This window comes from Citrobacter sp. CK195, from assembly GCF_030333365.1.
Classification (GTDB): domain Bacteria; phylum Pseudomonadota; class Gammaproteobacteria; order Enterobacterales; family Enterobacteriaceae; genus Citrobacter_B; species Citrobacter_B koseri.
In genome coordinates, this window is record NZ_JAOWGB010000026.1 from 884,994 (window position 1) to 910,806 (window position 25,813).

The window sequence follows — 25,813 nt, forward strand, 5'->3', positions numbered from 1 at the left end:
ATTATTTTGTCTATTGAGTGTGAGGTTGTCGCAATGTCGGTTTCTAAAAAACCTATGGTACTGGTGATTCTGGATGGCTATGGCTACCGTGAAGACAGCCAGGATAACGCCATTTTGAATGCCAAAACCCCGGTAATGGATGCTCTGTGGGCAAAACGTCCGCATACCCTGATCGACGCTTCCGGTCTGGAAGTGGGTCTGCCGGACCGTCAGATGGGCAACTCCGAAGTGGGTCACGTTAACCTGGGCGCGGGCCGTATCGTGTATCAGGATCTGACGCGCCTGGATGTTGAAATTAAAGAACGTACCTTCTTCGCTAACCCGGTACTGACGGCGGCGGTCGATCAGGCGAAAAATACCGGTAAAGCCGTGCACATTATGGGTCTGCTGTCTGCGGGCGGCGTGCACAGCCACGAAGACCACATCATGGCGATGGTCGAGCTGGCCGCAGAACGCGGCGCAGAGAAAATTTATCTGCACGCCTTCCTTGATGGCCGCGATACCCCGCCACGCAGCGCGGAATCCTCGCTGAAAAAATTCGAAGACAAGTTTGCCGCGCTGGGCAAAGGCCGCGTAGCGTCCATTATTGGTCGTTACTATGCAATGGACCGCGACAACCGCTGGGATCGCGTTGAGCAGGCCTATGACCTGATGACGCTGGCGCAGGGTGAATTCCAGGCCGATACCGCCGTTGCTGGCCTGCAGGCCGCTTACGCGCGCGACGAAAACGACGAATTTGTGAAAGCGACCGTCATTCGCGCGGAAGGTCAGGCCGATGCCGCGATGGAAGACGGCGACACGCTGATTTTCATGAACTTCCGTGCTGACCGCGCCCGCGAAATTACCCGCGCGTTCGTTAATGCTGATTTCGACGGCTTCACCCGTAAGAAAGTGGTTAATCTGAACTTCGTCATGCTGACCGAGTACGCCGCTGATATCAAAACCGCCGTAGCTTACCCACCGGCATCGCTGGCAAACACCTTCGGCGAGTGGATGGCGAAGAACGACAGAACCCAACTGCGCATTTCCGAAACGGAAAAATACGCCCACGTCACCTTCTTCTTCAACGGCGGCGTAGAAGAACCGTTTGCAGGCGAAGAACGCATCCTGATCAACTCGCCTAAAGTGGCGACCTACGATCTACAGCCGGAAATGAGTTCCGCAGAACTGACCGAAAAACTGGTTGCGGCTATCGGGAGCGGCAAGTATGACACCATCATCTGTAACTACCCGAACGGTGATATGGTCGGTCACACTGGCGTGATGGAAGCGGCGGTTAAAGCGGTTGAAGCGCTGGATCACTGCGTTGAGCAGGTTGCTAAAGCGGTTGAGTCCGTTGGCGGCCAACTGCTGATCACCGCAGACCACGGCAACGCCGAGCAGATGCGCGATCCATCCACCGGTCAGGCGCACACTGCGCATACCAACCTACCGGTTCCGCTGATTTATGTCGGCGCGAAAAGCGTAAAAGCGGTCGAAGGCGGCAAACTTTCTGATATCGCACCGACGATGTTGACGCTGATGGGTATGGAAATCCCGAAAGAGATGACTGGTAAGCCGCTGTTCATCGTGGAATAATCCTTCCCCATGAGGGGAAAGGCGTTTAATTCCATTACACGGGCCGTGAAACCACGCAGGTTTTCAGTCAGGCCCATGATTTACGCCAGCGTGTTGAGCGCTGGCGTATTGTTGTGCGCCTTTTCCGCCCATGCGGATGACCGCGATCAGCTCAAATCCATCCAGGCGGATATCGCCGCCAAAGAGCGCGCCGTGCGCCAGCAACAGCAGCAACGCTCCAGTTTGCTCGCACAGCTCAAAACGCAGGAAGAGGCCATCTCCGCCGCCGCGCGTAAATTGCGTGAAACCCAGAATACCCTTGCCCAGTTGAATAAGCAGATCGACGCAATGAACGCATCTATCGCGAAGCTGGAACAACAAAAAGCCATTCAGGAACGCAGCCTTGCCGCGCAGCTGGATGCGGCGTTTCGCCAGGGCGAGCATACGGGGATTCAGCTCATTCTTAGCGGTGAAGAGAGCCAGCGCGGGCAGCGTTTGCAGGCCTATTTCGGTTATCTGAACCAGGCGCGCCAGGACACCATTGCCGAACTGAAACAGACGCGTGAAGAGGTGGCGTCTCAGAAAGCGGCGCTGGAAGAGAAACAGAGCCAGCAACAGACGCTGCTGTATGAACAACGCGCCCAACAGGCGAAGCTGGAGCAGGCGCGTAATGAGCGTCAGAAAACGATCGCCGGTCTTGAGTCGTCAATCCAGCAGGGGCAACAGCAGTTAAGTGAATTGCGGGCGAACGAATCCCGCCTGCGCAACAGCATCGCGCGCGCAGAGGCGGCCGCCAAAGCCAGGGCGGAGCGAGAAGCCCGCGAAGCGCAGGCGGTGCGCAATCGTCAGCAGGAAGCCACTCGCAAAGGCACAACCTACAAACCAACTGAAAGCGAAAAATCGTTGATGTCCCGTACCGGCGGTCTGGGTTCACCGCGCGGTCAGGCATTCTGGCCCGTTCGCGGCCCAACGCTGCATCGTTATGGCGAACAACTGCAAGGTGAGCTACGTTGGAAAGGGATGGTTATCGGTGCGTCTGAAGGTACTGAAGTCAAAGCAATTGCGGATGGCAGGGTGATTCTGGCGGACTGGTTGCAGGGCTACGGTCTGGTCGTCGTCGTGGAACACGGTAAAGGCGATATGAGCCTTTACGGGTATAACCAGAGCGCGCTGGTCAGCGTTGGCACACAGGTTCGCGCAGGCCAGCCTATTGCGCTTGTAGGCAGCAGCGGCGGTCAGGGCCGACCGTCACTCTATTTCGAAATTCGTCGCCAGGGTCAGGCCGTCAATCCACAGCCGTGGTTGGGAAGATAAGTTTTGCCTCACTTTCGTCGCACAATACTCTCACTCGCCAGCCTGCTGGCATTCGCCTCCCCTGTTTTTGCTGGCAAACTCGCCATCGTAATCGACGATTTTGGTTATCGTCCGCACAATGAAAATCAGGTGCTGGCGATGCCGTCCGCCCTCTCCGTTGCCGTCCTGCCCAATGCCCCACATGCCCGTGAAATGGCAACCAAAGCGCACAACAGCGGGCATGAGGTGCTGATCCATCTGCCGATGGCGCCGCTGAGCAAGCAGCCGCTGGAGAAAGATACGCTGCGCCCGGAGATGAGCAGCGACGAAATTGAACGCATTATTCGCGATGCGGTGAATAAGGTGCCGTATGCCGTGGGTCTCAACAACCACATGGGCAGCGCGATGACCTCCAGCCTGTTTGGTATGCAAAAAGTGATGCAGGCGCTGGAGCGTTATAATCTTTACTTCCTCGACAGCATGACCATTGGCAACAGTCAGGCGATGCGTGCCGCCTCCGGGACGGGCGTGAAGGTGATTAAGCGCAAAGTGTTCCTTGATGATACGCAGAACGAAGCGGATATTCGTCGCCAGTTTAATCGCGCCATTGAGTTAGCCCGTCGCAACGGGTCAGCTATCGCGATTGGGCACCCGCATCCATCAACGGTGCGAGTCCTTCAGCAGATGGTCTATAACCTGCCTGCGGATATTACGCTGGTGCGTCCGAGCAGCCTGCTCAACGAGCCGCAGACAGATACCTCTACGCCAAATCTGACGCCACCGAAAAACGGTACGCCGGATGCACCGCGAAATCCGTTCCGCGGCGTGAAGGTGTGTAAATCGAAGAAACCGTTAGAACCTGTCTACGCCAGCCGGTTCTTTAGCGTGTTAAGCGAAAGCATTACGCAGAGCACGATGGTGAACTACTTCCGGCATCAGTGGCAAGGCTGGGGCAAGATCGCTGCCCCCCAGAACGCTAACGCGGATTAATCGCTTTACGGGCAACGCGGTGGTGCGAGGCCGTTTTATCACGCCACCGGTATAACCGACCCGACCACAACAGCGCCTGATAAGCCGCCTTCGCGCTTCGTATGTTAAGCATCATGCGCTTATACATGCCAGAGGCAAATATTTCGGCGATCATCCGCTGGCGAATAAGCGTGTCCTGCTCCTTACGCACCGCATGACACACCCGCAGCGCTTCCCAGGTAATTTGTTGCTTAAATTCAGGATAGACGGGAATGCGATCCGCATAATCACTATTCAGCTTTTCTAATAAACGCGTGATTTTAATGTAGTGTCGCTGGTAATGCAGATTACGCTCACCTTGTCGTTTCAGGCGGCTAACAGACTGATCGTGAAGAAAATATTTATACAACGCCTGTTCGGTATAGCGTACGCGCGTGGCATTGAACATCACTTCCGTGGTCCACAGAATATCCTGATGATGTAATCCAGGAACAAAGCTAATCGCGTGTTTTTCAATAAGGGCGCGCCGATAAACGCCCATCCAGACAACATGCGTCCAGCGGCGTGAAGCCAGCCCCATACGCAGCCAGTCCGGGCCGGTTAATACCCCTGTCGACCGAATGCGATCCGTGGGGATGGATGGCCAGGTATGCCCCGTCTCAAGAATGCACCAGTCTGCATTACACTGCGCCACATCCAGGTCATCCTGTAGCGCCATGGTCATCAGCGTTTCATACATGTTCGGATACACCAAATCATCGGCATCGACAAAAGCAACGTAGTCGCCGGTCGCCGCGGCCAACCCCCGGTTGCGGGCCACGGACGCGCCTGCATTATCCTGATGCAACAGGTGAACATGTGAATGGGTATCGGCAAAATACCTTGCGATATCAACGGAGTTGTCGGTAGACCCGTCGTTAACAATGATGATCTCCAGCGCATTCCATGTTTGTGCAATCAAAGATTCCATGCATGCCTGGAAGCTATTACCCGCATTGTATAACGGAATAATAACACTCAGTGTACTTGTGCTGCTTTTCATAGAATGGCCCGTCAGTCTTTAATACATTGGCCTTTTCTACCGTGCTTTCATTAAGAAATTATTAAGTCCAGTGGAGATAATGGTTAAGGCGCACAAAACACCCTACAGATGAGAAGCCTCACCATGTATACTACGCCTTTGTATTATACGTATTTAGAATACTTATCTTGAGGGAAGTGATGACCATCAGTAAGACACATGAAAAGGGCTATACGGTCTATTACAAAGAGGAAAATAAAGACCTTAAGTCCCTGATGGATAAGTATATGAATAACGAAATCAGTGGCAAACCGCTGAACAGCGGCAACGAATTCCGCAGCGTAGAACTTGTTGAATACCAGTCACGGAAGTTCATCATCAAAAACGATCGCGAAATAGACCCACGATTTGAGAAAAAGATTCAGAATTTTCTCTCCGGGCCTTTTTATTCTCAGCTGATCCAAAAACTGGACAGCCTGGCGCCACAAGTGCGTGCCTGTACCGCCGATCTCTACTGTGTGGCCGAGAAAACACGTTTTCGCCAGTGCTATGATGTGTATACCCTTCATGAATATATTGAAGGGGAGCCATTAAATGATATTAATGAAAGCAATAAAGAAGATATTAAGGCGTGTATTCAGCAACTGCACCGGGCAGGTCTGGCCTCCAATGATATTCATGCCGGAAACTTTATCCGCACACCTTCCGGGGAATTGCGCATCATCGATTTATCCTGCAAAGGAAGTCTGAAAATTTGCCAGGCAAATGATATTTTAGTATTACAAAATAAATACCATATGAATATTGAAGGTCAGGGTCTGGTTTATAAGCTTATTCAGCTTAAAGAGAAATTCAGACGCTTATCCCGCAAGATGCGCGGAAAATAAAAACGCCATTTTACGGCCAGGTTCGGGAAAACCTGGCCGCCAGCAGGATGCTATAAGTCCCAGCTCAGAATCACTTTTCCTGACTGGCCTGAACGCATCGCATCAAAGCCTTTCTGGAACTCATCAATGGAGAAACGGTGGGTGATGATCGGAGACAGATCCAGGCCAGACTGAATCAGCGCCGCCATCTTATACCAGGTTTCAAACATCTCACGACCGTAAATACCTTTAATAAACAGCCCTTTGAAGATCACCTTCGTCCAGTCGATAGACATATCTGAAGGTGGAATCCCCAGCATCGCGATACGACCGCCGTGGTTCATGGTATCCAGCATGGCGCGAAACGCAGGCGGCGCACCGGACATCTCCAGGCCGACATCAAACCCTTCGGTCATGCCCAGATTAGCCATCACGTCGGTCAGGTTCTCTTTCGCAACGTTCACCGTGTGGATGATGCCCATTTTACGCGCCAGTTCCAGACGGTACTCATTCACATCCGTGATCACGACATGACGCGCGCCCACATGTTTCGCTACCGCCGCCGCCATGATGCCGATCGGGCCGGCACCGGAAACCAGCACATCTTCACCGACCAGATCGAACGACAGCGCCGTGTGTACGGCATTGCCGAAGGGGTCGAAGATAGAGGCTAAATCATCGGAGATGTTATCCGGGATCTTAAAGGCGTTAAACGCCGGAAGTACCAGATATTCCGCAAAACAACCGGGACGGTTAACACCGACACCCAGAGTATTGCGGCACAAATGCGTACGGCCACCGCGACAGTTACGACAATGGCCGCAGGTAATATGGCCTTCGCCGGAAACGCGATCGCCAATCCTGAAGCCTTTAACTTCCTGACCGATACCGACCACCTCGCCGACATATTCATGCCCTACCACCATCGGAACCGGGATGGTTTTTTGCGACCATTCATCCCAGTTATAGATGTGAACGTCAGTGCCGCAGATGGCTGTTTTACGGATTTTAATCAGCAGATCGTTATGCCCGACTTCCGGTACCGGAACGTCAGTCATCCAGATGCCCTCTTCCGCTTTCAGTTTGGATAACGCTTTCATCTCACATCCTCAGGCAATAACGCCCAGTTGTTTACCAATACGTGTGAACGCCTCAACCGCACGCGTGATTTGCTCAGGGGTATGCGCCGCAGACATCTGGGTACGAATACGCGCCTGACCTTTCGGTACAACCGGATAGAAGAATCCGGTCACGTAAATCCCCTCTTTTTGCAGTTCGCGGGCAAATTGCTGCGCAACCACCGCATCACCCAGCATCACTGGAATAATAGCGTGATCGGCGCCAGCCAGCGTGAAGCCCGCAGCGGACATTTGCTCACGGAACTGACGCGCATTCGCCCACAGGCGATCGCGCAGCTCGCTCCCCGCCTCAACCATCTCCAGCACTTTAAGGGAGGCCGCCACAATGGCAGGCGCCAGGGAGTTAGAAAACAGATACGGACGGGAACGCTGACGCAGCCACTCCACCACCTCTTTACGCGCCGCCGTATAACCGCCAGATGCCCCACCCAGCGCTTTGCCTAACGTACCGGTAATGATGTCCACGCGTCCCATCACGTCACAGTATTCGTGAGAACCGCGACCGTTCTCCCCGACAAAACCGACAGCATGGGAGTCATCAACCATCACCAGCGCGCCGTAAAGGTCTGCCAGGTCACAGACGCCTTTCAGGTTGGCGATAACGCCGTCCATCGAGAACACGCCGTCGGTGGCGATCAGCACATGACGAGCGCCAGCTTCACGGGCCTCTTTCAGACGCGCTTCCAGTTCCTGCATATCGTTGTTGGCATAGCGAAAACGCTTCGCTTTACACAGGCGAACGCCATCAATAATCGAGGCGTGGTTTAACGCATCCGAGATAATCGCATCTTCTGCGCCCAGCAGGGTTTCGAACAAGCCGCCGTTGGCGTCAAAGCAGGAAGAGTACAGAATAGCGTCTTCCATACCGAGGAAGTCCGCCAGTTTTTGCTCCAGCTGTTTATGGCTGTCCTGAGTGCCGCAGATAAAGCGCACTGAAGCCATGCCAAACCCGTGAGAATCCATTCCCGCTTTTGCTGCCGCAATCAGTTCGGGATGGTTAGCCAGCCCCAGGTAGTTGTTGGCGCAAAAGTTGATGACGTGGCTTCCGTCTGCCACGGTGATGTCCGCCTGCTGCGCAGACGTGATAATGCGCTCTTCTTTAAACAATCCTTCCGCACGGGCGGTTTCCAGATCGTTGGTTAACTGCTTATAAAAATCCCCACGCATTGCGATTCTCCAGACTGGGCAAATTTCAGCACATATTACCCAAAGCTATACATTGATACGAGATGACGCATCATCACTTCTTGAAAATGCAGCATAAATCACGCGTACCCGCACAGCTTATCGGTGAATGGCTGAAGCCTGGGCCGTGTAGTGATATGATAAGAAGTATTCGTGTCTGAGATTGTCTCTGACTCCATAATTCGAAGGTTACAGTTATGATCATCGTTACCGGCGGCGCGGGCTTTATCGGCAGCAACATCGTTAAGTCCCTGAATGATAAAGGCATCACCGATATCCTGGTGGTGGACAACCTGAAAGACGGCACCAAGTTCGTCAACCTGGTGGACCTGAATATTGCTGACTATATGGATAAGGAAGACTTCCTGATCCAGATTATGGCCGGAGAAGAGTTCGGCGATATCGAAGCGGTTTTCCACGAAGGCGCCTGCTCTTCCACCACCGAGTGGGACGGCAAGTATATGATGGACAACAACTATCAATACTCCAAAGAGCTGCTGCACTACTGCCTGGAACGTGACATTCCGTTCCTGTATGCCTCCTCTGCGGCAACTTACGGCGGTCGCACCTCTGACTTCATTGAGTCTCGGGAATATGAGAAACCGCTGAACGTTTACGGCTACTCTAAATTCCTGTTCGACGAGTATGTGCGCCAGATCCTGCCTGAAGCCAGCTCGCAGATTGTAGGTTTCCGCTATTTCAACGTTTACGGACCGCGTGAAGGCCATAAAGGCAGCATGGCGAGCGTCGCTTTCCATCTGAATACTCAGCTCAACAACGGTGAAACGCCGAAACTGTTTGAAGGCAGCGAAAACTTCAAACGCGATTTTGTCTACGTCGGCGACGTGGCTGATGTAAACCTGTGGTTCTGGGAAAACGGCGTGTCCGGCATCTTTAACCTGGGCACCGGGCGCGCGGAATCCTTCCAGGCCGTGGCGGATGCCGCGCTGGCTTATCACAAGAAAAGCGACCTTGAGTACATTCCGTTCCCGGAAAAACTGAAAGGCCGTTACCAGGCGTTCACGCAGGCGGATCTGACCAATCTGCGCGCCGCAGGCTATGACAAACCGTTCAAGACCGTTGCCGAAGGCGTAACGGAGTATATGGCCTGGCTGAATCGCGACGCGTAAGAAGAAACATGAAAATACTGGTGATTGGTCCGTCCTGGGTAGGCGACATGATGATGTCGCAAAGTCTCTATCGCACGCTCAAGGCGCGCTATCCCCAGGCGATAATCGACGTGATGGCGCCCGCGTGGTGCCGCCCGTTATTGTCGCGTATGCCGGAGGTCAACGACGCGATCCCCATGCCGCTTGGCCACGGGGCGCTGGAAATTGGCGAGCGGCGCAAGCTCGGTCATAGTTTGCGTGAAAAGCGCTATGACCGCGCCTATGTTCTGCCGAATTCGTTTAAATCCGCACTCGTTCCTTTCTTTGCCGGCATTCCGCATCGCACCGGCTGGCGCGGCGAGATGCGCTACGGCCTGCTCAACGACGCACGCGTGTTAGATAAAGAGGCCTGGCCATTAATGGTGGAACGCTATGTGGCGCTGGCCTACGACAAAGGCGTTATGCGTACAGCCCAGGATCTGCCGCAGCCTCTGTTATGGCCGCAGCTACAGGTGAGCGAGGGCGAAAAGTCCCTCATCTGCAACGAATTTTCTCTTTCTGCTGAACGTCCGATGATCGGTTTTTGCCCCGGCGCGGAATTTGGCCCGGCGAAACGCTGGCCGCATTATCACTATGCGGAACTGGCAAAGCAGCTCATCGATGAAGGCCACCAGATCGTCTTGTTTGGCTCAGCAAAAGATCATGACGCCGGAAATGAAATTCTGGCTACACTGAATACTGAGCAGCAGGCCTGGTGCCGCAATCTGGCGGGAGAAACGCAGCTGGAACAAGCTGTTATCCTTCTATCCGCCTGCAAAGCCGTTGTCACGAATGACTCTGGTTTAATGCATGTCGCCGCTGCGCTGAACCGTCCGCTGGTCGCGCTGTACGGCCCCAGCAGCCCGGACTTTACTCCCCCACTTTCGCATAAAGCGCGGGTTATCCGTCTGATTACGGGTTATCACAAGGTGCGCAAAGGGGATGCTGCGGAGGGGTATCATCAGAGCCTGATTGACATCACGCCGACGCGTGTCCTGGAAGAACTCAATAGTCTGTTATTACAAGAGGAAGCCTGACGGATGCGGGTTCTGATAGTCAAAACATCATCAATGGGGGATGTGTTACACACATTGCCCGCACTGACTGACGCACAGCAAGTCATCCCGGGTATTCAGTTTGATTGGGTGGTAGAAGAAGGATTCGCGCAAATTCCATCCTGGCACGATGCTGTCGATCGCGTGATTCCCGTCGCTATTCGCCGTTGGCGTAAGGCCTGGTTTTCCGCGCCCATCAAAGCTGAACGTAAAGCCTTTCGCGATGCCGTACAGGCACAGCAATACGATGCGATTATTGATGCCCAGGGGCTGGTAAAAAGCGCGGCGCTGGTCACAAGACTGGGACGCGGCGTAAAGCACGGCATGGACTGGAGTACGGCCCGGGAGCCCCTGGCCAGCCTGTTTTACAACCGAAAGCATCACATCGCTAAAGCGCAGCATGCCGTTGAACGCACCCGCGAGCTGTTCGCTAAAAGCCTGGGGTACAGCAAGCCACAGTCCCAGGGCGATTATGCGATTGCGCAGCATTTCCTGAGCAATCTGAATGCAGACGCAGGGCAATATGCGGTATTTTTACACGCGACCACCCGAGACGATAAGCACTGGCCGGAAGCAAACTGGCGAGATCTGATCGGCCAACTGCGTGATGCGGGTGTACGCATTAAGCTGCCCTGGGGTGCGCCCCATGAAGAAGCACGGGCAAAAAGATTAGCGGAAGGATTTGATTATGTGGATGTTTTACCACGAATGAGTCTGGAAGAGGTCGCACGCGAGTTGGCGGGGGCAAAATTTGTAGTGTCCGTTGATACCGGGCTTAGCCATTTAACCGCCGCCCTTGATCGACCTAATATCACGCTGTATGGCCCGACCGATCCGGGACTGATTGGGGGATATGGGAAGAATCAGTGCGCGCAAAAGAGTCATTCAGGGAAGATGTCAACTCTGGGTGCGGATGCCGTCAAAGTATCATTGCTTGATTTTAATTTGCTATAACTTTTAAAGAGATTAATCATGCTTCGTGGACACACGTTTTCTCGCTTTATCCGCAGCACGCAAAATAATCCGTTTAACGTTATCTATTTTTTATTTTATGCCGGGTGCCTGACGACCCTGGCGATGCTGCTGATCAATCCAGACGAAGCTTTAAAAGTTTTTATTGCATGTGCGGTTCTGTCGCTACCGATTATCGGTAAACACAGCAAGTCACTTCTGAGTGATAAGAAAAATCTGCTGTTACCCGTGATGCTGCTGCTCTTCGGTTTAGTACAAATTATTTGGGTTGAGATCTTTAAAGAACCGGGCTCATCCTTTACTGGCGCTTATCGCTCATACCAGAACGGCGGTAAAGTGATGATCTTTGCCGCACTGATTGTCACAGCCCTGCAATCGCCAATCGCATGTGCGATGAAAGATCGTATAACCCGCTACTGGGTGATTGCGACGACTGTTGGTTTGTATCTTTTTGCGGGTTATCAACTCCTCACCTCACCGGATCCGCTTAACTACCGTGTCGAACTGGGTTTTGAACATCCGACAGGAGCGGCTTATGCGTTGACGTTTGTCGCATTGCTCGCGTCACAGGCCATCATCAACTTGCGGCTGAAGCATACAATCCTGCTCTATTTATTACACTTTTTGGTATCACTGGCGGTTATCACTATAACGCAAACCCGCGCCGCCATTCTGGTCTATCCGGTTCTGAGCATAGGGCTATTTTTCTTACACTATCGGCATAACCGTACCGTTTTGCTGCGTACGTTACTGGCCTTTATTGTTCTCGCGGGGCTGGCGGCAATCCCTTTAAAATCGGTGATTGAAAAGCGCTATAACAGCTTCGTAACCGATATGCATTCTTACAGTAAGAATAACAGTAATACCTCGATTGGCGCCCGACTCGCGATGCAACGAGCGGGTATTGATGCTGGAAAAAACCACTACTGGGGCCAATCACTTGAACAACGCGATGCTGGAATGCGGGATTTTGCCCGACAGGATACCTCGTTAAGAGGAGCACTTGGGTTCGTCGACATCCATTTGCATAACGAATTCATTGATACTTTTTCTCTTAAAGGGATTTCTGGCGTCATCGCTCTGCTCTTTTTGTATCTGGCGATGTTTTTAAAAGCTTATACACAACGTAGCCCTCTGTTATTCATCATTTCCAGTGCTATAGTTATCTATGGTTTAAGCGACTTATTATTATACGCCAAAGGTGAAACTCTGAGCAGTATGCTGGCATTATGCGCGGCGATGATGCTGACACCAGGCACGATGAGAGAGTTATGCCATGATTAACGCTTCAGATTATTTGCTGAGCATTATTATACCGGCATACAACAATGCCGAATTCATTACGGATACGCTGGAGTCTTTACATCAGGGCATCACTAATGAGGTAGAAGTAATCATTATTAATGATGGCTCAACGGATTTGACTGAAGAACGCATAAATGCGTTTTATCGCAAACATCATTGCAACAACGTGAAATACATCTACCAGGAAAATCATGGTGTTGCGATTGCCCGCAACGTCGGGCTTTCACATGCGACAGGGAAGTATATTGGCTTTGTTGACAGCGATGACATTATTAGCCCGGATTATTTTTCGGTTCTTCTCCCTAAATTAAGAGAAGAGAAATATGATATCGTTGAATTCAACTTAACCCGTGACATTAATAATCTCTATCAATGCAAAAAAGATAAGCCGGATGCGGTAAAACAGAGTGAAATCACGTTAACGGATGAAAATTTAACGCAGTTATTACCCACTTTCCGTGCGGGTCAATGGCACCTTGTAACAAAATTCTTTCGCCGTGACATTATTGGGCAAGACCGCTTCGAAGAACATCATCGTTATGAGGACATTATTTTTTGTCCATTTCAATACTTTAAATGCCATAAGATCTTAAAAATAGATAACAAGCTATATTATTATCGAATAAACGATCGGAGCATTACCGAGAATATTCTTGAAAATGATGCGCAATATATTTTCTTCGCCATGCGTAAAATGTGTGACTATATAAAAGAAAATGATGAAAAACGAACTGTAGCCACATTAATGATCATTAACTGCTTCCTTGAGGGACGCAAGTTGCTGCGCAAGAAGAAAGGTTATTATCGCTACGAAGAAGATATGATCAGTGACATTCAAGATGCACTAACATGCTGTGATACAAGCATCGTTAAAAGAAAAGTTATTTATAAAATGAAGTACCCACACATTGATCGTTTTATTTCAAAAATACGATTTAAAGCCATAAACGCTTGCAAAATGTTATTTGTTAGCAAGGAAAGTTAATATGTTTGATAAAGTAGAAAGAATTCTTATTTGCAAGCTTAAGTTTTATGGCGATGTTCTGCTCATTACCCCTGTTATTGCCAGTATCCAGGCACGTTATCCGCACGCAAAAATTGATCTTCTTCTTTATAAAGACACCAGGGCAATTTTGGCTGCTGATGAGAGAATCAACAACTTTTACCTTATTGAAAAAAAGAAAGGTCTGCTGGAAACCATTAAAAATTATATATCGGTACGCCGCCAGCTGAAAAAAAACCACTATGACCTTATTGTCAACTTAACCGAGCAATGGCCTATTGGCGCACTTATCGCTTCCCTACGCCGCCCCTCTATTGCCTTTAAAAGGGACAAGAAGCAGTGGAATTGCCTTTTTACAAAAGTCACACCAACAACCGGAACTCATATTGTTGAGCAAAACTTATCCATTCTAAAAGGCCTCGACTTTAGTGAAAGCGAACTCAAAAAAGAGATGTTGCTCTGCTATCGCGAGAGTGACTATCAATATTTACTGACTCAGCTTCCCGCGCTTTCCACGCAAAAATACGTTGTGATTCAACCCACTGCAAGACAATCGTTTAAGTGCTGGGATGATGAAAAATTTGCGCATGTCATAGATTATTTGCAGCAACGCGGTCTGCATGTTTACCTGACCTGTGGGCCCGCAGTACAAGAACAGCAGCAGGTAGCGCGTATCGCCGGACTGTGTCAATCACCACCAGACCTGACGGTGGCAGGTAAAACGACTTTCCTGCAACTGGCGGCGTTAATCGATCATGCAGTGCTGTATATCGGCGTGGACTCCGCCCCCATGCATATGGCTGCCGCATTAGGCACGCCGCAGGTATGTTTGTTTGGCGCCACAAATTATCAACAGTGGAAACCCTGGTCAGATAAAGCTGCGCTGATCTGGGCAGGCGATTATCATCCAATGCCGACCCGGGCAGAACTGGACAGATCCCGGAAATACCTGACCTGGATACCAGAACACGCAGTTATTGACGCTATCGACACTGTGCTCCATGATAGCAACCCGGTTGAAGGAAATGAGACAGCGTAAATGGATAACAAAACTAACGTAATTAATATTGCCTACTGCACAGATGCTAATTATCTGGAGTATGTTGCCGTATCCATTATGTCTGTCATAATGAATAACCCTGAGCAATCTCTCGCATTTTTTGTCTTTGTCTATGATGTCAGCGATGAAGATATTGCGAAGCTACAGTCGACCAGTAATAAAATTCAGGTTATCACGATCGATAAGGCTGATATTGAAAAATATAACAATGATTTTGCGATAAAACATCTCAATCGCTCAACTTATATGCGTCTGGCTGTGCCCCGTTTACTTAAAGACAAAGTAGAACGTTTTATCTATCTTGATGCCGATACGCTATGCTTTGACTCACTCAGTGAGATTAACAGCGTTGATATTGATGATGTTGTTTGCGCCGTCAGCCATGACTCTCTCAACATTCATGATAATAAACACGCCCGGCGATTAGGGCTGAGCATCGATCACTATTTTAACGCTGGTTTCCTTTATATTAATGTCACGAACTGGATTAAGCATGACATTGAACATAAAGCAAATACCGTGTTATTTGAGCAAGGAAAATCATTGCCTTACTTTGATCAGGACGCACTCAACATTGCAATGAACGGCAATATTACGTTTATTGATAACCGCTGGAATTTCCTGTTTAACTGGTTTACTGACGAACAGAAAGAAAATTTCTTCTATCACAGTGACACGCTGCCAAGAATCATTCATTTTACGGGTGGAAGAAAACCGTGGTATAAAGAACATACGGGGCTGTCGCAACAGCTTTATATTTTCTACCACCATTTCACGCCCTGGCGGAATGCAGAGTTACGCTCTTATGCCCCTCGTATGAGGCCTACCGATTATCGGGTGTACTCCCGTCAGGCGGCAAAAAAAGGTAATTATTTTACCGCCATAAAATGGTACGCAAAGTACCTCAAAACCAAGATTCATTAAAAAAAAGCTCCCCTCGGGGAGCTTTTTTACTTACCTTTGACTTTTTCGGCCAGATAGCCTATGTAGCTGATAATTGAAGCAATATATTTACCCTGTAGCCTTTCATGACGTGACTTCTTCTTATACTGCTTTGGCGTTCTGGCAGGCAACAACGGCACATTCGCCCATGGTGAAGCCTTCCATGCCTCCACAAAATACTGTGCAGACGGATAATTTGCCCAGGAATTCCAGGGTTTAGTTACCCCAATATAATGAATAAGAATGGTATCAGCCGTTATATATTCTTTATAGCGTGATATATCTTTGCTTTTTAACTCTTGTTTTATACCATATATCGCATTGTAGATACGCGGTAAAAAGATCACTTTATTTAAGAAAAGAATATTTAAAACATCCTGATCGGGGAAAGAGAGTTTCTGATTTTTATCCAGGAGGATATCAAATGCAGCACCAATAAAGTTCTGCTCTTTCCACTTTTTAAGATTCGCATAGATCACACCAGAGTTAAAATAATCACTATTTTTCTCAATATCTCTGGCAGGACTATCATCGACGTCCCTTACTACCGCAGCAACATGCCCATCAAGGTTGAGATGACTCAATTCAACAAGTGAGCCTTTGCATATCACGTCTGCATCAATGTACAGGAGTGAATCAACTTTTTCACCTAAATATTCAAATGCGATAAAACGGAAATACATCGCATGAGACCAGGCATTACCGCTGGGCAACACCTTTAACCCCTCGGCATCCATAAGATATATTGAGATGTTAGTAGAGAATTGCTGCGCCAGCATACTTATTTTCTGTTGATAATCATCATCCACATAATCAGTAAAAAGATGGAAATGGATATTGATGTCTTTATTATGTATCAACACTGATGTCATCGAAATCGCGGCGCCAAACATGAAGTTTTTATCAACACCCCAGGCGATATTGAGCTGTGGACTCTCCCCGGCTGGTGCTTGATTAAAATCAAGTATCTTTTTTATAGACTGATGGCAATCAAAAATCATTCACTACACCTATTTAAATTTATTTTCAACAAGCCACTCAATGCACTTTAGCGCCGTGTAGCTTATTTTTAATATACATTATATGGCTAAATATAGAACGAATATATTTTCGCTGTATCCTTTCATGGCGTGACTTGCGCTTATATAATTTTGCCGTATTTGCATTGAGTAACGATTTTTCGGCCCATGCCGATTTTTTATAAGCCTCAATAAAGTACTTAGAAACCGGATAGTTAGCCCACGTATGCCACGGTTTTGTCACGCCGACATAATGAATTAATACCGTACTCTCAGTGATAAAGTCCTGATAACGATATTCATTTTTATTCTTCAGTTCCTGGTCTACGCCATAAATACAATTAAAATCACGCCTCAGCAGGATCACATGCCCAACAAATAAGATATTCAGGATATCCTGGTCAAAATAAAGCAGTTCTTTCTGACGCTCATGCAAAACCTCAAAGGCTTTGGATAACAGTTTTTTTTCTCTCCAGACATGGAGATTAGCGAATACCACCCCTGAATTAAAATAGTCACGAGCTAACTCAGGAATACCCAGTCTCTGCCCGGATTTTAAACGTACTCGATCAATATCATTAACAACAGCCGCATATTCTCCGGCAAAATGAATATCCGTCAGTTCCCGCAGCGAATTTTTACAAACGATATCGGCATCCAGATACAGCACAGAATCCAGTTCACGACTTAAATACTCGAACGCAAAATAGCGATAGTACATCGCATAGGTCCATGCTTTAGTACTCGGCAACTTGCGAAACGCCTCATTATCAAAAACTAAGACCGTTACCGTTGTACCATACATTTGCGTGAGTCGTTCCACGCTTTCCAGGTACTCATCATCAACATAGTCCGTCACAACATAGAAATGGATATCAATATCAGGGTTGTTCACCAACACTGATGTCATTGAAATTCCAGAGCCAAATAAAAAATTTCGATCTACACCATATGCAATATTCAACTTTTTGCTTTTCTGGTGTGTAGCGTTGTCGATAACCTTTTTTTGAATTATTACGTTTTCAAAATCAATGTTCATGATGAGATCACCTCAAACCCTGTATGTGATTTTATAACGCTTTTCTTATCGTTCTTTGTTTGATTTTTTGTGCTTTCGCCGCCGCTTGCTCAAGCAAACTGGCTTCCTTGCGAAGAATTTCACGCAGTGGCATCGAGAAATAAACGCGTAAAAAACGATAAATATCTCTCGAGGTCAGGCCAATTTCGAGTGAGGAGAAATAGAGCCCAATCAGATCCTTATCACGCCAGCGACGCGGCACCCGGCGACGAATTTGCGCGCGATGCAGATCAATCACGGAAAGTTTTATATCAGCCACATCAGCCGGTAATGGTTGCTGTAGTAAAAAATGGCAAATATAACAATCCCGATGGTTCACCCCACCACGATGCATTTTCCCCACCATCTCCGCCAGTCGGGTGATAATGGTTCGTTTTAAGGTGAGGTCAGGACGTTCTTCACTCCACCTGGCGCAAAAGTCTTCAAGGCTTATTGCCGGCGAGAGATCTTCCGTGATGATAAACGATGTCCGCTGCAACGGATTAAACCCTTTTTGCCCAAACGCGACGCCGGTCATGGTATCAACATTCAGTGATTGCAGACGGTGAATAGCCAGCCACTCGCGATCCGCGCCAAGAACGGGCATACGCAAGGAAATAAGGTTTTTTAGCACTTCTTTCAGCGTGGTTCCGTGATGGTATTTCAGGAAATACCCTTTACCCATCATCTCAAAACGCAGCGTCCTCCGGGTCTCCAGAGCGCGGAAAACCTCTCCGTCCAGTTTCGTTACTTCGACAAACGGATCTTTACCTTGCCACTGCGTAGCGAATGGCTCTTTTAATTCAATCATTCTCAAAACCTAAAATGATATCAGCCGCTTTATCAGCCAGACTGTAGAGATCTTCTGTATCGGCAAAGTGTCTTGCATGACTTGCCCATTCACTTCGCTGCTCACCTTTCTCCAGCGCATCGCAGAGGGAAGCATTCAGGACTTCCTGTGCAAAAGGCTCCGGTATAACAACGCCACACTGCGCAGCATTGATATAGTGCGCATATCCACAAACTTCGGTGGTCAACACGGGTAGCCCGGCGACAATCGCCTCTAATAATACGATTCCGGCCGCTTCCTGAACGGCAGGATGAAGCAGCAAATCAGCAGCAGACATCAGCGCTGAAATATCATCGCGCCCTGAAAAAAACTGCACCTGCTTCTCAATCCCTAGTTGACGCGCCTGGGCCTGATACCGGTCGGCCTTGTCTTGCCCGACAACCATCAATCGCGTACGTTGACGTATTGCTTCAGGTAAAGAAGCTACCGCCAGTAACGTTCTTGGTACGCCTTTGCGTTTAAAATCCGAACCTACCTGTAAAAGCAGGAACTGATCTAACCCAATGCCATTTTTTTCTCTGACAATCTGTCTGCTGTTTTCAGGTTGCTGGCTGTATTTCCTGTCCGGGTATATCCCTGGCGGCAAAATATGAAAACGGCGATCCTCAGTATGATAATGATGCTTAAAGTCACCGATTTGCTTATTTGTTAACATCAAAAGCTCGGTATGAGCACCTTGCTGGAAGGTCGCTTTTTCAAAAGCTGCATAGTGCTTATAACGACTGGTCAGCTTATAAAAGAAACCCTTTTCACGGGCGACTTTTTCCGCGTAGCACACATCTGCCGCATAATAGACATCAAGCCCGGGCATTTTATTAAACCCAACGACGCGATCGACGGGATGTTGGCTCAGGTAACTCTGAACCCACTGATAATACTGTTCATTTTTTCCATGATTAGTTCTGGCAGTCACCGGAACAAGGATAATTTCAAGGTCGGAGGGACGTTCGCCCTGCCACTGCTGAGTCAATACCTGAACATGATGGCCACGCGCCGCAACCGTATGCGCTATTCGCAGGAAATCACGCTGCAACCCGCCATAGGGAAAATATTTGTACAAACAAAAAGCAATGGTCATGCAATAATATCCGCGTTACGTCGCCAAACATCCCAGGCCAGGCAGGTAAAAGCGCCGTAATCTTTGTCTGCAAACAAAGACTACCCTCCATATTCCCGGCGCCCTGAAGGCTGATGGCTGCCTGAATTTGCGCAGTAGTATACCATTGATTAGCTCCCGAACCGAAATGAATGTTTTTTAAGCAAAAAGTTAATTTTTAATTTCAAAACAATAAGATGTAAACCATTACTACTGAAGGACAGAGCACAATTTCACGCGTTATTCGGCGTTAACAGCCTGTTTTGATGTATCTGGAGAAAAACACCTACCGCAAATAATGTATTGTCAATTCAGGTGTTTTAGTGCAACAAGGATAAAAATGATGGTAAAGCCCAGGCTAAATACATAGAATCCCCAGCACATCCATCAGTCAGCTATTTACTATGCTCGAATTGCTTTACACCGCCCTTCTCTACCTTATTCAGCCCTTGATCTGGATACGGCTTTGGGTGCGTGGACGTAAAGCGCCAGCCTACCGTAAACGCTGGGGCGAACGTTACGGTTTTTACCGTCATCCGCTTAAACCTGGCGGGATCATGCTGCATTCCGTCTCTGTGGGTGAAACACTGGCGGCAATTCCTTTAGTTCGCGCCCTGCGACACCGTTATCCTGATTTGCCGATTACCGTCACCACCATGACGCCTACCGGCTCAGAGCGCGTACAGTCCGCATTCGGCAGCGATGTTCAACACGTCTATCTTCCTTATGATTTGCCCGATGCGCTCAACCGTTTCCTGAATAAAGTTGACCCTAAACTGGTGTTGATTATGGAAACCGAGCTCTGGCCGAACCTGATTGCCGCGCTGCATAAACGTCATATTCCGTTGGTTATCGCCAACGCGCGCCTTTCCGCCCGGTCGGCTGCTGGCTATACAAAGCTGGGGAAATTTGTTCGCAGATTGCTGCGTCGCATTACGCTAATCGCGGCGCAAAATGAAGAAGATAGCGCGCGCTTTATCGCGTTGGGTGCGAAAAATAACCAGCTCACCGTCACCGGCAGTCTGAAATTTGATATTTCCGTGACGCCGCAGCTTGCAGCAAAAGCGGTTACGCTGCGTCGCCAGTGGGCGCCGCACCGCCCGGTGTGGATCGCCACCAGTACGCATGACGGCGAAGAGAGTATTGTTATCGCCGCTCATCAGGCATTGCTGCATCAATTCCCTAACCTGCTGCTGATTCTGGTTCCTCGCCATCCAGAGCGGTTCCCGGATGCGATTAACCTCGTGCGCCAGGCAGGGCTCAGCTATACCACGCGTTCCTCAGGAGAGGTGCCGTCCGCCAGTACCCAGGTTGTTATTGGCGATACAATGGGCGAATTAATGCTACTGTATGGTATTGCGGATCTCGCATTTGTCGGCGGTTCGCTGGTTGAACGCGGAGGACATAACCCGCTGGAAGCTGCCGCACACGCGATACCGGTATTGATGGGCCCTCATACCTTTAACTTCAAAGATATTTGCGCCCGACTGGAGCAAGCAAGCGGGCTGATTACCGTAACCGATGCCACAACGCTGGTAAAAGAGGTTTCGTCTTTACTGACCGACGCGGATTATCGTAATTTCTACGGTCGACATGCCGTTGAAGTGCTGTACCAAAACCAGGGTGCGCTACAGCGTCTGTTACAACTGCTGGAACCTTACCTGCCACCGAAAACGCATTGAGGGCTGTCATGCAAAAACGGGCGATTTACCCAGGAACCTTCGATCCGATCACCAACGGCCATATTGATATCGTGACGCGCGCGACGCAGATGTTCGATCACGTTATCCTCGCCATTGCCGCCAGCCCCAGCAAAAAACCGATGTTTACCCTTGAAGAGCGTGTAGCGCTGGCGCAACAGGCGACGGCGCACCTCGGCAACGTGGAAGTCATGGGATTCAGCGACTTAATGGCCAACTTCGCGCGCATTCAGCAGGCCAATATTTTGATTCGCGGCTTGCGCGCCGTGGCTGATTTTGAATATGAAATGCAACTGGCGCACATGAATCGCCATTTAATGCCGCAGCTTGAGAGCGTCTTCCTGATGCCTTCAAAAGAGTGGTCTTTTATCTCTTCTTCGCTGGTAAAAGAAGTGGCGCGCCATCAGGGAGACGTTACCCACTTCTTACCGGAGAACGTTCATCAGGCCTTGATGGATAAGCTGAAGTAAAACGCTTTTGCCGGATGGCGCGTCAGCGCGTTATCCGGCCTGCAATCCATCTTATTTCTGACACTGACGGCAGTAGAACGTCGCCCGTTGCGCGTGTTTAGCCGCAACGATCGGCGTACCGCAAACCCGGCACGGTTCCCCTTTACGTCCGTAAACCTGCAACTCCTGAGCAAAATAGCCCGGCTTACCGTCGCTTTGCAGAAAATCTTTCAACGTTGTACCACCCTGCTCGATGGAACGCAGTAAAACGGCCTTAATCACGCGGGCCAGCAGCTCACACTCAGCCTGCGATAATGACGACGCCAGACGGTCAGGATGGATGCCTGCCGCAAACAACGACTCGCTGGCGTAGATATTTCCCACGCCCACCACCAGTTTGTTATCCATCAGCCAGGGTTTAATTGCCGTTTTCTTCTTCGCACATTTCTGCTGCAAATAGGCCCCGTTAAAATCGTCGCTCAGCGGCTCCGGGCCGAGATGCGCCAGCACGTTATGCCCTTCCAGCTCTTTCGTCCACAGCCAGGCGCCAAAGCGGCGAGGATCGGTGTAGCGCAGGACTTTGCCATTGCTCATCACCAGATCAACGTGGTCATGTTTTTCAGCGGGAAGTTCTTCAGGAAGGATACGCAAACTGCCCGACATTCCCAGATGAATGATGATCCAGCCATCCGGTAACTCCAGCAGCAAATATTTCGCGCGGCGTTGAACGCTGAGTACGGGTTTATCGCTCAGGCGGTAGATCTCTTCCGATACCGGCCAGCGCAGACGTCCATTGCGCACATTGGCATGCAGAATGGTTGCCCCAACCAGATGCGGTTCAATGCCGCGGCGGCTGGTTTCAACTTCAGGTAATTCAGGCATAACGTCTCCGGCTCTGTTTCAGGTCTCATTAATATGGGGACGGCCAGAAAACAAAAAACCCCGCCGAAGCGAGGTTTTTCTCTACATCAAAGCGAGAATTATTTGATTTTCGCTTCTTTGTAGATAACGTGCTGACGGACAACTGGATCGAACTTTTTCAGTTCCAGTTTTTCCGGCTTAGTACGTTTGTTCTTCGTGGTGGTATAGAAGTGACCAGTACCAGCAGAAGAAACCAGCTTGATTTTCTCACGAATACCTTTAGCCATGATTTATTTCCTCTAAGTACTTAGTACTTTTCGCCACGGGCACGCAGTTCGGACAGAACTGTTTCGATGCCTTTCTTATCAATTACACGCATACCTTTAGCAGATACACGCAGGGTGACAAAACGCTTCTCGCTCTCAACCCAGAAACGGTGAGAGTGCAGGTTAGGCAGGAAACGGCGTTTAGTCGCGTTCAGTGCGTGGGAACGGTTGTTACCGGTCACCGGACGCTTGCCAGTAACTTGGCAGACTCGGGACATGTCTATTCTCCAAAAATCAAATTAGCTCGAGCTTCGTATGGGGTATTGGCGCCTCGTCAGGCTTCTCAGCCTGGTTATCGCAGTTCATTGTGAACTCTCGATTGCCAGGCCCAAATGCCAAACCCGAGATTCTCAAAGGTGGCGTAGTATACGCTGTGTAAGCGATGTGCTCAAGTCCCGAACAGACAAAGATCCCGATGGATCGCGCGAAGTGTTCTAAATCCAACCACGTTCGGCAAAAGAAACGTACTCTCCGCGCCCAATCACAAGGTGATCCAGTACTCGTATATCCATGAACTGACAACATTTTACGACACGTTCGGTGATGAGTTTATCCGCTTTGCTCGGTTCTGCACACCCCGAGGGGTGATTATGCGCAAGGATCACCGCAGAAGCATTTAATTTTATCGCCTCGCGGATAATCTCGCGCGGATGCACCTCGACATGATTCAGCGTGCCGGAAAAAAGACGGCTGTGTTTAATCACCCGGTGCCGGGCATCCAGAAAGATCACAAGGAAGATCTCCCGCTCTTCCCCCGCCAACTGGCTTTGCAGAAACTCACGCGTCATTTCCGGGCTCAACAACGCGTTTTCCTTCATCATGCGCGCCTTGTAATAGCGCCTTGCCAGTTCGGCAATCCCCTTAAGCTGCGCATACTTAGCGATACCGATACCTGTACCGCGAAATTGCGCGAAATCCGCAGACAGCAACCCATAGAGCGACCCACTGCGTTGCAGCGTTTCATGCGCCAGAGCCATCACATCTTTTCCTGGCACTCCTGTACGTAAAAAGAGCGCCAGCAGTTCAACATCCGTCAGCGAACCAATTCCTGACTTCAACATTTTTTCCCGGGGCATTAAACGTTCCGGCGCATCCATACGTTCACCTCCTTAAGCACGCCTCATGGTGGCATAGCTCCTGGGGTGAATCGACGCCCGTATTTCACTCCTGCGTAGCGCCTCGCAAAGTGAATTACGGGCAACTGCACGACGGGATTCAGGATTGTGATAAAATGTCCGCCTTCTGGTGCAATCCAACAGGAAAGATCATGATGAGCCTGGCTGGCAAAAAAATCGTTCTCGGCGTGAGCGGCGGCATTGCTGCCTATAAAACCCCTGAACTGGTGCGTCGTTTACGCGAACGCGGCGCCGACGTCCGCGTGGCGATGACCGAAGCGGCAAAAGCCTTTATCACGCCCCTGAGCCTACAGGCGGTGTCGGGTTATCCCGTTTCTGACAGTCTGCTTGACCCTGCCGCAGAAGCCGCGATGGGCCATATTGAGCTGGGGAAATGGGCGGATTTAGTTATCCTCGCGCCAGCCACGGCAGATCTGATCGCTCGCGTTGCTGCCGGTATGGCCAACGATCTGGTTTCAACGATTTGTCTGGCGACATCCGCCCCGATTGCCGTACTTCCGGCCATGAACCAGCAAATGTATCGCGCCGCCGCCACGCAACATAATCTGGATGTACTCGCGTCACGCGGAATGCTTATCTGGGGGCCGGACAGCGGCAGCCAGGCGTGTGGAGACGTGGGGCCAGGACGCATGCTCGACCCGTTGACCATTGTGGATATGGCGGCAGCGCATTTCTCCCCTGTCAACGATCTGCAACATCTCAACATCATGATTACGGCGGGCCCGACGCGCGAGCCGCTCGATCCGGTGCGTTATATCTCTAACCACAGCTCCGGTAAGATGGGATTTGCCATTGCCGCCGCCGCCGCACGACGCGGCGCCAACGTTACGCTGGTTTCCGGCCCCGTTGCGCTGCCCACGCCACCTTTTGTTCAGCGCATTGATGTGATGACTGCGCTGGAAATGGAAGCGGCAGTCCAGGCAGCGGTTCAGAAGCAGCATATTTTCATCGGCTGTGCTGCGGTTGCTGATTACCGTGCAGCTGCCGTCGCCAGCGAAAAAATTAAGAAACAGGCGACGCAGGACGATGAATTAACAGTAAAAATGGTCAAGAACCCTGATATTGTCGCCGGGGTCGCCGCACTCAAAGACAAGCGTCCTTATGTCGTTGGGTTTGCCGCGGAAACAAATAATGTGGAAGAATACGCCCGGCAAAAACGTATCCGCAAAAACCTTGATCTGATCTGCGCGAACGATGTTTCACTTTCAACTCAAGGATTTAATAGCGACAGCAACGCATTGCACCTTTTCTGGCAGGATGGAGATAAAGCCTTACCGCTCGAACGGAAAGCGCTCCTGGGCCAATTATTACTCGACGAGATCGTGACCCGTTATGATGAAAAAAATCGACGTTAAGATTCTGGACCCGCGCGTTGGGCAGCAATTTCCGCTTCCAACTTATGCCACCTCCGGCTCCGCCGGACTTGACCTGCGCGCCTGTCTCGATGACGCCGTAGAACTGGCGCCTGGCGCAACGACGCTGGTGCCGACCGGTCTGGCAATTCATATTGCCGATCCGTCTCTGGCGGCGGTAATGCTGCCACGTTCCGGCCTGGGCCATAAGCATGGTATTGTGCTCGGCAATCTGGTCGGCCTGATCGACTCTGACTATCAGGGTCAGTTGATGGTTTCCATCTGGAACCGTGGCCAGGACAGCTTTACCATTGAGCCGGGCGAACGTATTGCTCAGATGGTTTTCGTACCGGTTGTACAGGCCGAATTTAATCTGGTGGAAGAGTTTGAAGCCACCGACCGTGGTGAAGGCGGCTTCGGCCATTCTGGTCGCAAGTAAGACATTTACGCAT

General features: G+C 50.0%; 26 protein-coding genes. 15 read left to right on the plus strand and 11 right to left on the minus strand.

Translation table 11 applies throughout. The features are described 5' to 3' along the window. Positions 1-33 precede the first annotated feature (33 nt). The 3 genes from gpmM to OGX93_RS21545 are packed head-to-tail and all read left to right on the plus strand — an operon-like array spanning position 34 to position 3,840. Entirely contained in the window at positions 34-1,578 is a 1,545-nt protein-coding gene (gpmM, locus tag OGX93_RS21535) for a 2,3-bisphosphoglycerate-independent phosphoglycerate mutase (protein ID WP_275155109.1), read from the plus strand. Between the two features lie 33 nt (positions 1,579-1,611). Continuing rightward, positions 1,612-2,871 carry a murein hydrolase activator EnvC gene (envC, locus tag OGX93_RS21540; RefSeq protein ID WP_230012564.1) on the plus strand — a complete coding sequence of 420 codons (1,260 nt, stop codon included), beginning with the start codon at positions 1,612-1,614 and terminating at the stop codon, positions 2,869-2,871. Positions 2,872-2,874: 3 nt separating this feature from the next. Next, a complete protein-coding gene (locus OGX93_RS21545; protein ID WP_110493652.1) occupies positions 2,875-3,840 on the plus strand; it encodes a divergent polysaccharide deacetylase family protein in 966 nt (321 codons plus the stop codon). Here the strand turns inward: OGX93_RS21545 and OGX93_RS21550 are convergent. Beyond that, entirely contained in the window at positions 3,827-4,861 is a 1,035-nt protein-coding gene (locus OGX93_RS21550; protein WP_115608705.1) for a glycosyltransferase, read from the minus strand. The genes OGX93_RS21545 and OGX93_RS21550 overlap by 14 nt on opposite strands. 179 nt (positions 4,862-5,040) lie before the next feature. Here OGX93_RS21550 and rfaY point away from each other — a divergent pair, with 179 nt between their 5' ends. Then, positions 5,041-5,727 carry a lipopolysaccharide core heptose(II) kinase RfaY gene (gene rfaY / locus OGX93_RS21555; RefSeq protein ID WP_110493650.1) on the plus strand — a complete coding sequence of 229 codons (687 nt, stop codon included), beginning with the start codon at positions 5,041-5,043 and terminating at the stop codon, positions 5,725-5,727. Positions 5,728-5,777: 50 nt separating this feature from the next. Here the strand turns inward: rfaY and tdh are convergent, their stop codons facing one another. Together tdh and kbl are read right to left on the minus strand one after the other, a co-directional pair. Beyond that, the gene (gene tdh, locus OGX93_RS21560) at positions 5,778-6,806 is read right to left on the minus strand and encodes an L-threonine 3-dehydrogenase (RefSeq protein WP_286448732.1); all 1,029 of its coding nucleotides are present in this window, start codon (positions 6,804-6,806) and stop codon (positions 5,778-5,780) included. Between the two features lie 9 nt (positions 6,807-6,815). Continuing rightward, entirely contained in the window at positions 6,816-8,012 is a 1,197-nt protein-coding gene (gene kbl / locus OGX93_RS21565) for a glycine C-acetyltransferase (RefSeq protein WP_071259194.1), read from the minus strand. 215 nt (positions 8,013-8,227) lie between these two features. Here kbl and rfaD point away from each other — a divergent pair, with 215 nt between their 5' ends. The 7 genes from rfaD to OGX93_RS21600 are packed head-to-tail and all read left to right on the plus strand — an operon-like array spanning position 8,228 to position 15,497. After that, the gene (gene rfaD, locus OGX93_RS21570) at positions 8,228-9,160 is read left to right on the plus strand and encodes an ADP-glyceromanno-heptose 6-epimerase (RefSeq protein ID WP_012135758.1); all 933 of its coding nucleotides are present in this window, start codon (positions 8,228-8,230) and stop codon (positions 9,158-9,160) included. A gap of 8 nt (positions 9,161-9,168) precedes the next feature. Then, the gene (gene rfaF / locus OGX93_RS21575; protein ID WP_286448735.1) at positions 9,169-10,215 is read left to right on the plus strand and encodes an ADP-heptose--LPS heptosyltransferase RfaF; all 1,047 of its coding nucleotides are present in this window, start codon (positions 9,169-9,171) and stop codon (positions 10,213-10,215) included. A gap of 3 nt (positions 10,216-10,218) precedes the next feature. Next, entirely contained in the window at positions 10,219-11,187 is a 969-nt protein-coding gene (rfaC, locus tag OGX93_RS21580) for a lipopolysaccharide heptosyltransferase RfaC (protein ID WP_230009575.1), read from the plus strand. An 18-nt stretch (positions 11,188-11,205) separates the two neighbouring features. Continuing rightward, positions 11,206-12,489 (plus strand): O-antigen ligase family protein, encoded by a 1,284-nt coding sequence (locus tag OGX93_RS21585; RefSeq protein WP_286448736.1) that lies wholly within the window; start codon positions 11,206-11,208, stop codon positions 12,487-12,489. Beyond that, entirely contained in the window at positions 12,482-13,495 is a 1,014-nt protein-coding gene (locus OGX93_RS21590) for a glycosyltransferase family 2 protein (RefSeq protein WP_286487825.1), read from the plus strand. Before OGX93_RS21585 ends, OGX93_RS21590 begins: the two co-directional genes overlap by 8 nt. Position 13,496: 1 nt before the next feature. Next, the gene (rfaQ, locus tag OGX93_RS21595; RefSeq protein ID WP_047460266.1) at positions 13,497-14,552 is read left to right on the plus strand and encodes a lipopolysaccharide core heptosyltransferase RfaQ; all 1,056 of its coding nucleotides are present in this window, start codon (positions 13,497-13,499) and stop codon (positions 14,550-14,552) included. Next, positions 14,553-15,497 carry a glycosyltransferase family 8 protein gene (locus OGX93_RS21600; protein ID WP_286448739.1) on the plus strand — a complete coding sequence of 315 codons (945 nt, stop codon included), beginning with the start codon at positions 14,553-14,555 and terminating at the stop codon, positions 15,495-15,497. Positions 15,498-15,523: 26 nt separating this feature from the next. Here the strand turns inward: OGX93_RS21600 and OGX93_RS21605 are convergent, their stop codons facing one another. From OGX93_RS21605 to OGX93_RS21620, 4 genes are read right to left on the minus strand one after another with little or no spacing between them, the layout of a single operon-like run. Continuing rightward, positions 15,524-16,516, minus strand: a complete 993-nt coding sequence (locus OGX93_RS21605) for a glycosyltransferase family 8 protein (RefSeq protein WP_049011055.1) — start codon at positions 16,514-16,516, stop codon at positions 15,524-15,526. 37 nt (positions 16,517-16,553) lie between these two features. Next, complete coding sequence (locus tag OGX93_RS21610) at positions 16,554-17,573, minus strand: glycosyltransferase family 8 protein (protein ID WP_012135766.1); 1,020 nt, start codon at positions 17,571-17,573, stop codon at positions 16,554-16,556. 31 nt (positions 17,574-17,604) lie between these two features. After that, positions 17,605-18,402: a lipopolysaccharide core heptose(I) kinase RfaP gene (gene rfaP, locus OGX93_RS21615; RefSeq protein ID WP_047460260.1), complete on the minus strand. Its 798-nt coding sequence runs from the start codon at positions 18,400-18,402 to the stop codon at positions 17,605-17,607. Next, a complete protein-coding gene (locus OGX93_RS21620) occupies positions 18,395-19,519 on the minus strand; it encodes a glycosyltransferase family 4 protein (RefSeq protein WP_047460257.1) in 1,125 nt (374 codons plus the stop codon). Before OGX93_RS21620 ends, rfaP begins: the two co-directional genes overlap by 8 nt. Before the next feature lie 422 nt (positions 19,520-19,941). Between OGX93_RS21620 and waaA the strand changes: the two genes are divergently transcribed. Together waaA and coaD are read left to right on the plus strand one after the other, a co-directional pair. After that, a complete protein-coding gene (gene waaA / locus OGX93_RS21625; RefSeq protein ID WP_286448741.1) occupies positions 19,942-21,219 on the plus strand; it encodes a lipid IV(A) 3-deoxy-D-manno-octulosonic acid transferase in 1,278 nt (425 codons plus the stop codon). A gap of 8 nt (positions 21,220-21,227) precedes the next feature. Further along, a complete protein-coding gene (gene coaD / locus OGX93_RS21630; RefSeq protein ID WP_012135771.1) occupies positions 21,228-21,707 on the plus strand; it encodes a pantetheine-phosphate adenylyltransferase in 480 nt (159 codons plus the stop codon). Positions 21,708-21,758: 51 nt separating this feature from the next. Here the strand turns inward: coaD and mutM are convergent, their stop codons facing one another. The 4 genes from mutM to radC form a co-directional block, all read right to left on the minus strand. After that, positions 21,759-22,568 (minus strand): bifunctional DNA-formamidopyrimidine glycosylase/DNA-(apurinic or apyrimidinic site) lyase, encoded by an 810-nt coding sequence (gene mutM / locus OGX93_RS21635; RefSeq protein WP_047460253.1) that lies wholly within the window; start codon positions 22,566-22,568, stop codon positions 21,759-21,761. A gap of 98 nt (positions 22,569-22,666) precedes the next feature. Then, on the minus strand, positions 22,667-22,834 hold the full coding sequence (gene rpmG / locus OGX93_RS21640; protein ID WP_001051798.1) for a 50S ribosomal protein L33: 168 nt from the start codon (positions 22,832-22,834) through the stop codon (positions 22,667-22,669). A gap of 20 nt (positions 22,835-22,854) precedes the next feature. Then, positions 22,855-23,091 carry a 50S ribosomal protein L28 gene (gene rpmB, locus OGX93_RS21645; RefSeq protein WP_003024071.1) on the minus strand — a complete coding sequence of 79 codons (237 nt, stop codon included), beginning with the start codon at positions 23,089-23,091 and terminating at the stop codon, positions 22,855-22,857. Positions 23,092-23,307: 216 nt separating this feature from the next. Then, on the minus strand, positions 23,308-23,970 hold the full coding sequence (gene radC, locus OGX93_RS21650) for a RadC family protein (RefSeq protein ID WP_047460249.1): 663 nt from the start codon (positions 23,968-23,970) through the stop codon (positions 23,308-23,310). 173 nt (positions 23,971-24,143) lie between these two features. On the opposite strand from radC, the gene coaBC reads away from it, so the two are divergent. Both coaBC and dut read left to right on the plus strand, forming a co-directional pair. Then, positions 24,144-25,364 carry a bifunctional phosphopantothenoylcysteine decarboxylase/phosphopantothenate--cysteine ligase CoaBC gene (gene coaBC, locus OGX93_RS21655; protein ID WP_286448775.1) on the plus strand — a complete coding sequence of 407 codons (1,221 nt, stop codon included), beginning with the start codon at positions 24,144-24,146 and terminating at the stop codon, positions 25,362-25,364. After that, positions 25,342-25,800, plus strand: a complete 459-nt coding sequence (gene dut, locus OGX93_RS21660; protein WP_006687626.1) for a dUTP diphosphatase — start codon at positions 25,342-25,344, stop codon at positions 25,798-25,800. Before coaBC ends, dut begins: the two co-directional genes overlap by 23 nt. Positions 25,801-25,813 lie beyond the last annotated feature (13 nt).

Coding starts and splice junctions, on each gene's coding strand:
- gpmM (WP_275155109.1), top strand. CDS start 34: ATGTCGGTTTCTAAAAAACCTATGGTACTGGTGATTCTGGATGGCTAT.
- OGX93_RS21550 (WP_115608705.1), bottom strand. CDS start 4,861: ATGAAAAGCAGCACAAGTACACTGAGTGTTATTATTCCGTTATACAAT.
- rfaY (WP_110493650.1), top strand. CDS start 5,041: ATGACCATCAGTAAGACACATGAAAAGGGCTATACGGTCTATTACAAA.
- tdh (WP_286448732.1), bottom strand. CDS start 6,806: ATGAAAGCGTTATCCAAACTGAAAGCGGAAGAGGGCATCTGGATGACT.
- kbl (WP_071259194.1), bottom strand. CDS start 8,012: ATGCGTGGGGATTTTTATAAGCAGTTAACCAACGATCTGGAAACCGCC.
- rfaD (WP_012135758.1), top strand. CDS start 8,228: ATGATCATCGTTACCGGCGGCGCGGGCTTTATCGGCAGCAACATCGTT.
- rfaF (WP_286448735.1), top strand. CDS start 9,169: ATGAAAATACTGGTGATTGGTCCGTCCTGGGTAGGCGACATGATGATG.
- rfaC (WP_230009575.1), top strand. CDS start 10,219: ATGCGGGTTCTGATAGTCAAAACATCATCAATGGGGGATGTGTTACAC.
- OGX93_RS21585 (WP_286448736.1), top strand. CDS start 11,206: ATGCTTCGTGGACACACGTTTTCTCGCTTTATCCGCAGCACGCAAAAT.
- OGX93_RS21590 (WP_286487825.1), top strand. CDS start 12,482: ATGATTAACGCTTCAGATTATTTGCTGAGCATTATTATACCGGCATAC.
- rfaQ (WP_047460266.1), top strand. CDS start 13,497: ATGTTTGATAAAGTAGAAAGAATTCTTATTTGCAAGCTTAAGTTTTAT.
- OGX93_RS21600 (WP_286448739.1), top strand. CDS start 14,553: ATGGATAACAAAACTAACGTAATTAATATTGCCTACTGCACAGATGCT.
- OGX93_RS21605 (WP_049011055.1), bottom strand. CDS start 16,516: ATGATTTTTGATTGCCATCAGTCTATAAAAAAGATACTTGATTTTAAT.
- OGX93_RS21610 (WP_012135766.1), bottom strand. CDS start 17,573: ATGAACATTGATTTTGAAAACGTAATAATTCAAAAAAAGGTTATCGAC.
- rfaP (WP_047460260.1), bottom strand. CDS start 18,402: ATGATTGAATTAAAAGAGCCATTCGCTACGCAGTGGCAAGGTAAAGAT.
- OGX93_RS21620 (WP_047460257.1), bottom strand. CDS start 19,519: ATGACCATTGCTTTTTGTTTGTACAAATATTTTCCCTATGGCGGGTTG.
- waaA (WP_286448741.1), top strand. CDS start 19,942: ATGCTCGAATTGCTTTACACCGCCCTTCTCTACCTTATTCAGCCCTTG.
- coaD (WP_012135771.1), top strand. CDS start 21,228: ATGCAAAAACGGGCGATTTACCCAGGAACCTTCGATCCGATCACCAAC.
- mutM (WP_047460253.1), bottom strand. CDS start 22,568: ATGCCTGAATTACCTGAAGTTGAAACCAGCCGCCGCGGCATTGAACCG.
- rpmG (WP_001051798.1), bottom strand. CDS start 22,834: ATGGCTAAAGGTATTCGTGAGAAAATCAAGCTGGTTTCTTCTGCTGGT.
- rpmB (WP_003024071.1), bottom strand. CDS start 23,091: ATGTCCCGAGTCTGCCAAGTTACTGGCAAGCGTCCGGTGACCGGTAAC.
- radC (WP_047460249.1), bottom strand. CDS start 23,970: ATGGATGCGCCGGAACGTTTAATGCCCCGGGAAAAAATGTTGAAGTCA.
- coaBC (WP_286448775.1), top strand. CDS start 24,144: ATGAGCCTGGCTGGCAAAAAAATCGTTCTCGGCGTGAGCGGCGGCATT.
- dut (WP_006687626.1), top strand. CDS start 25,342: ATGATGAAAAAAATCGACGTTAAGATTCTGGACCCGCGCGTTGGGCAG.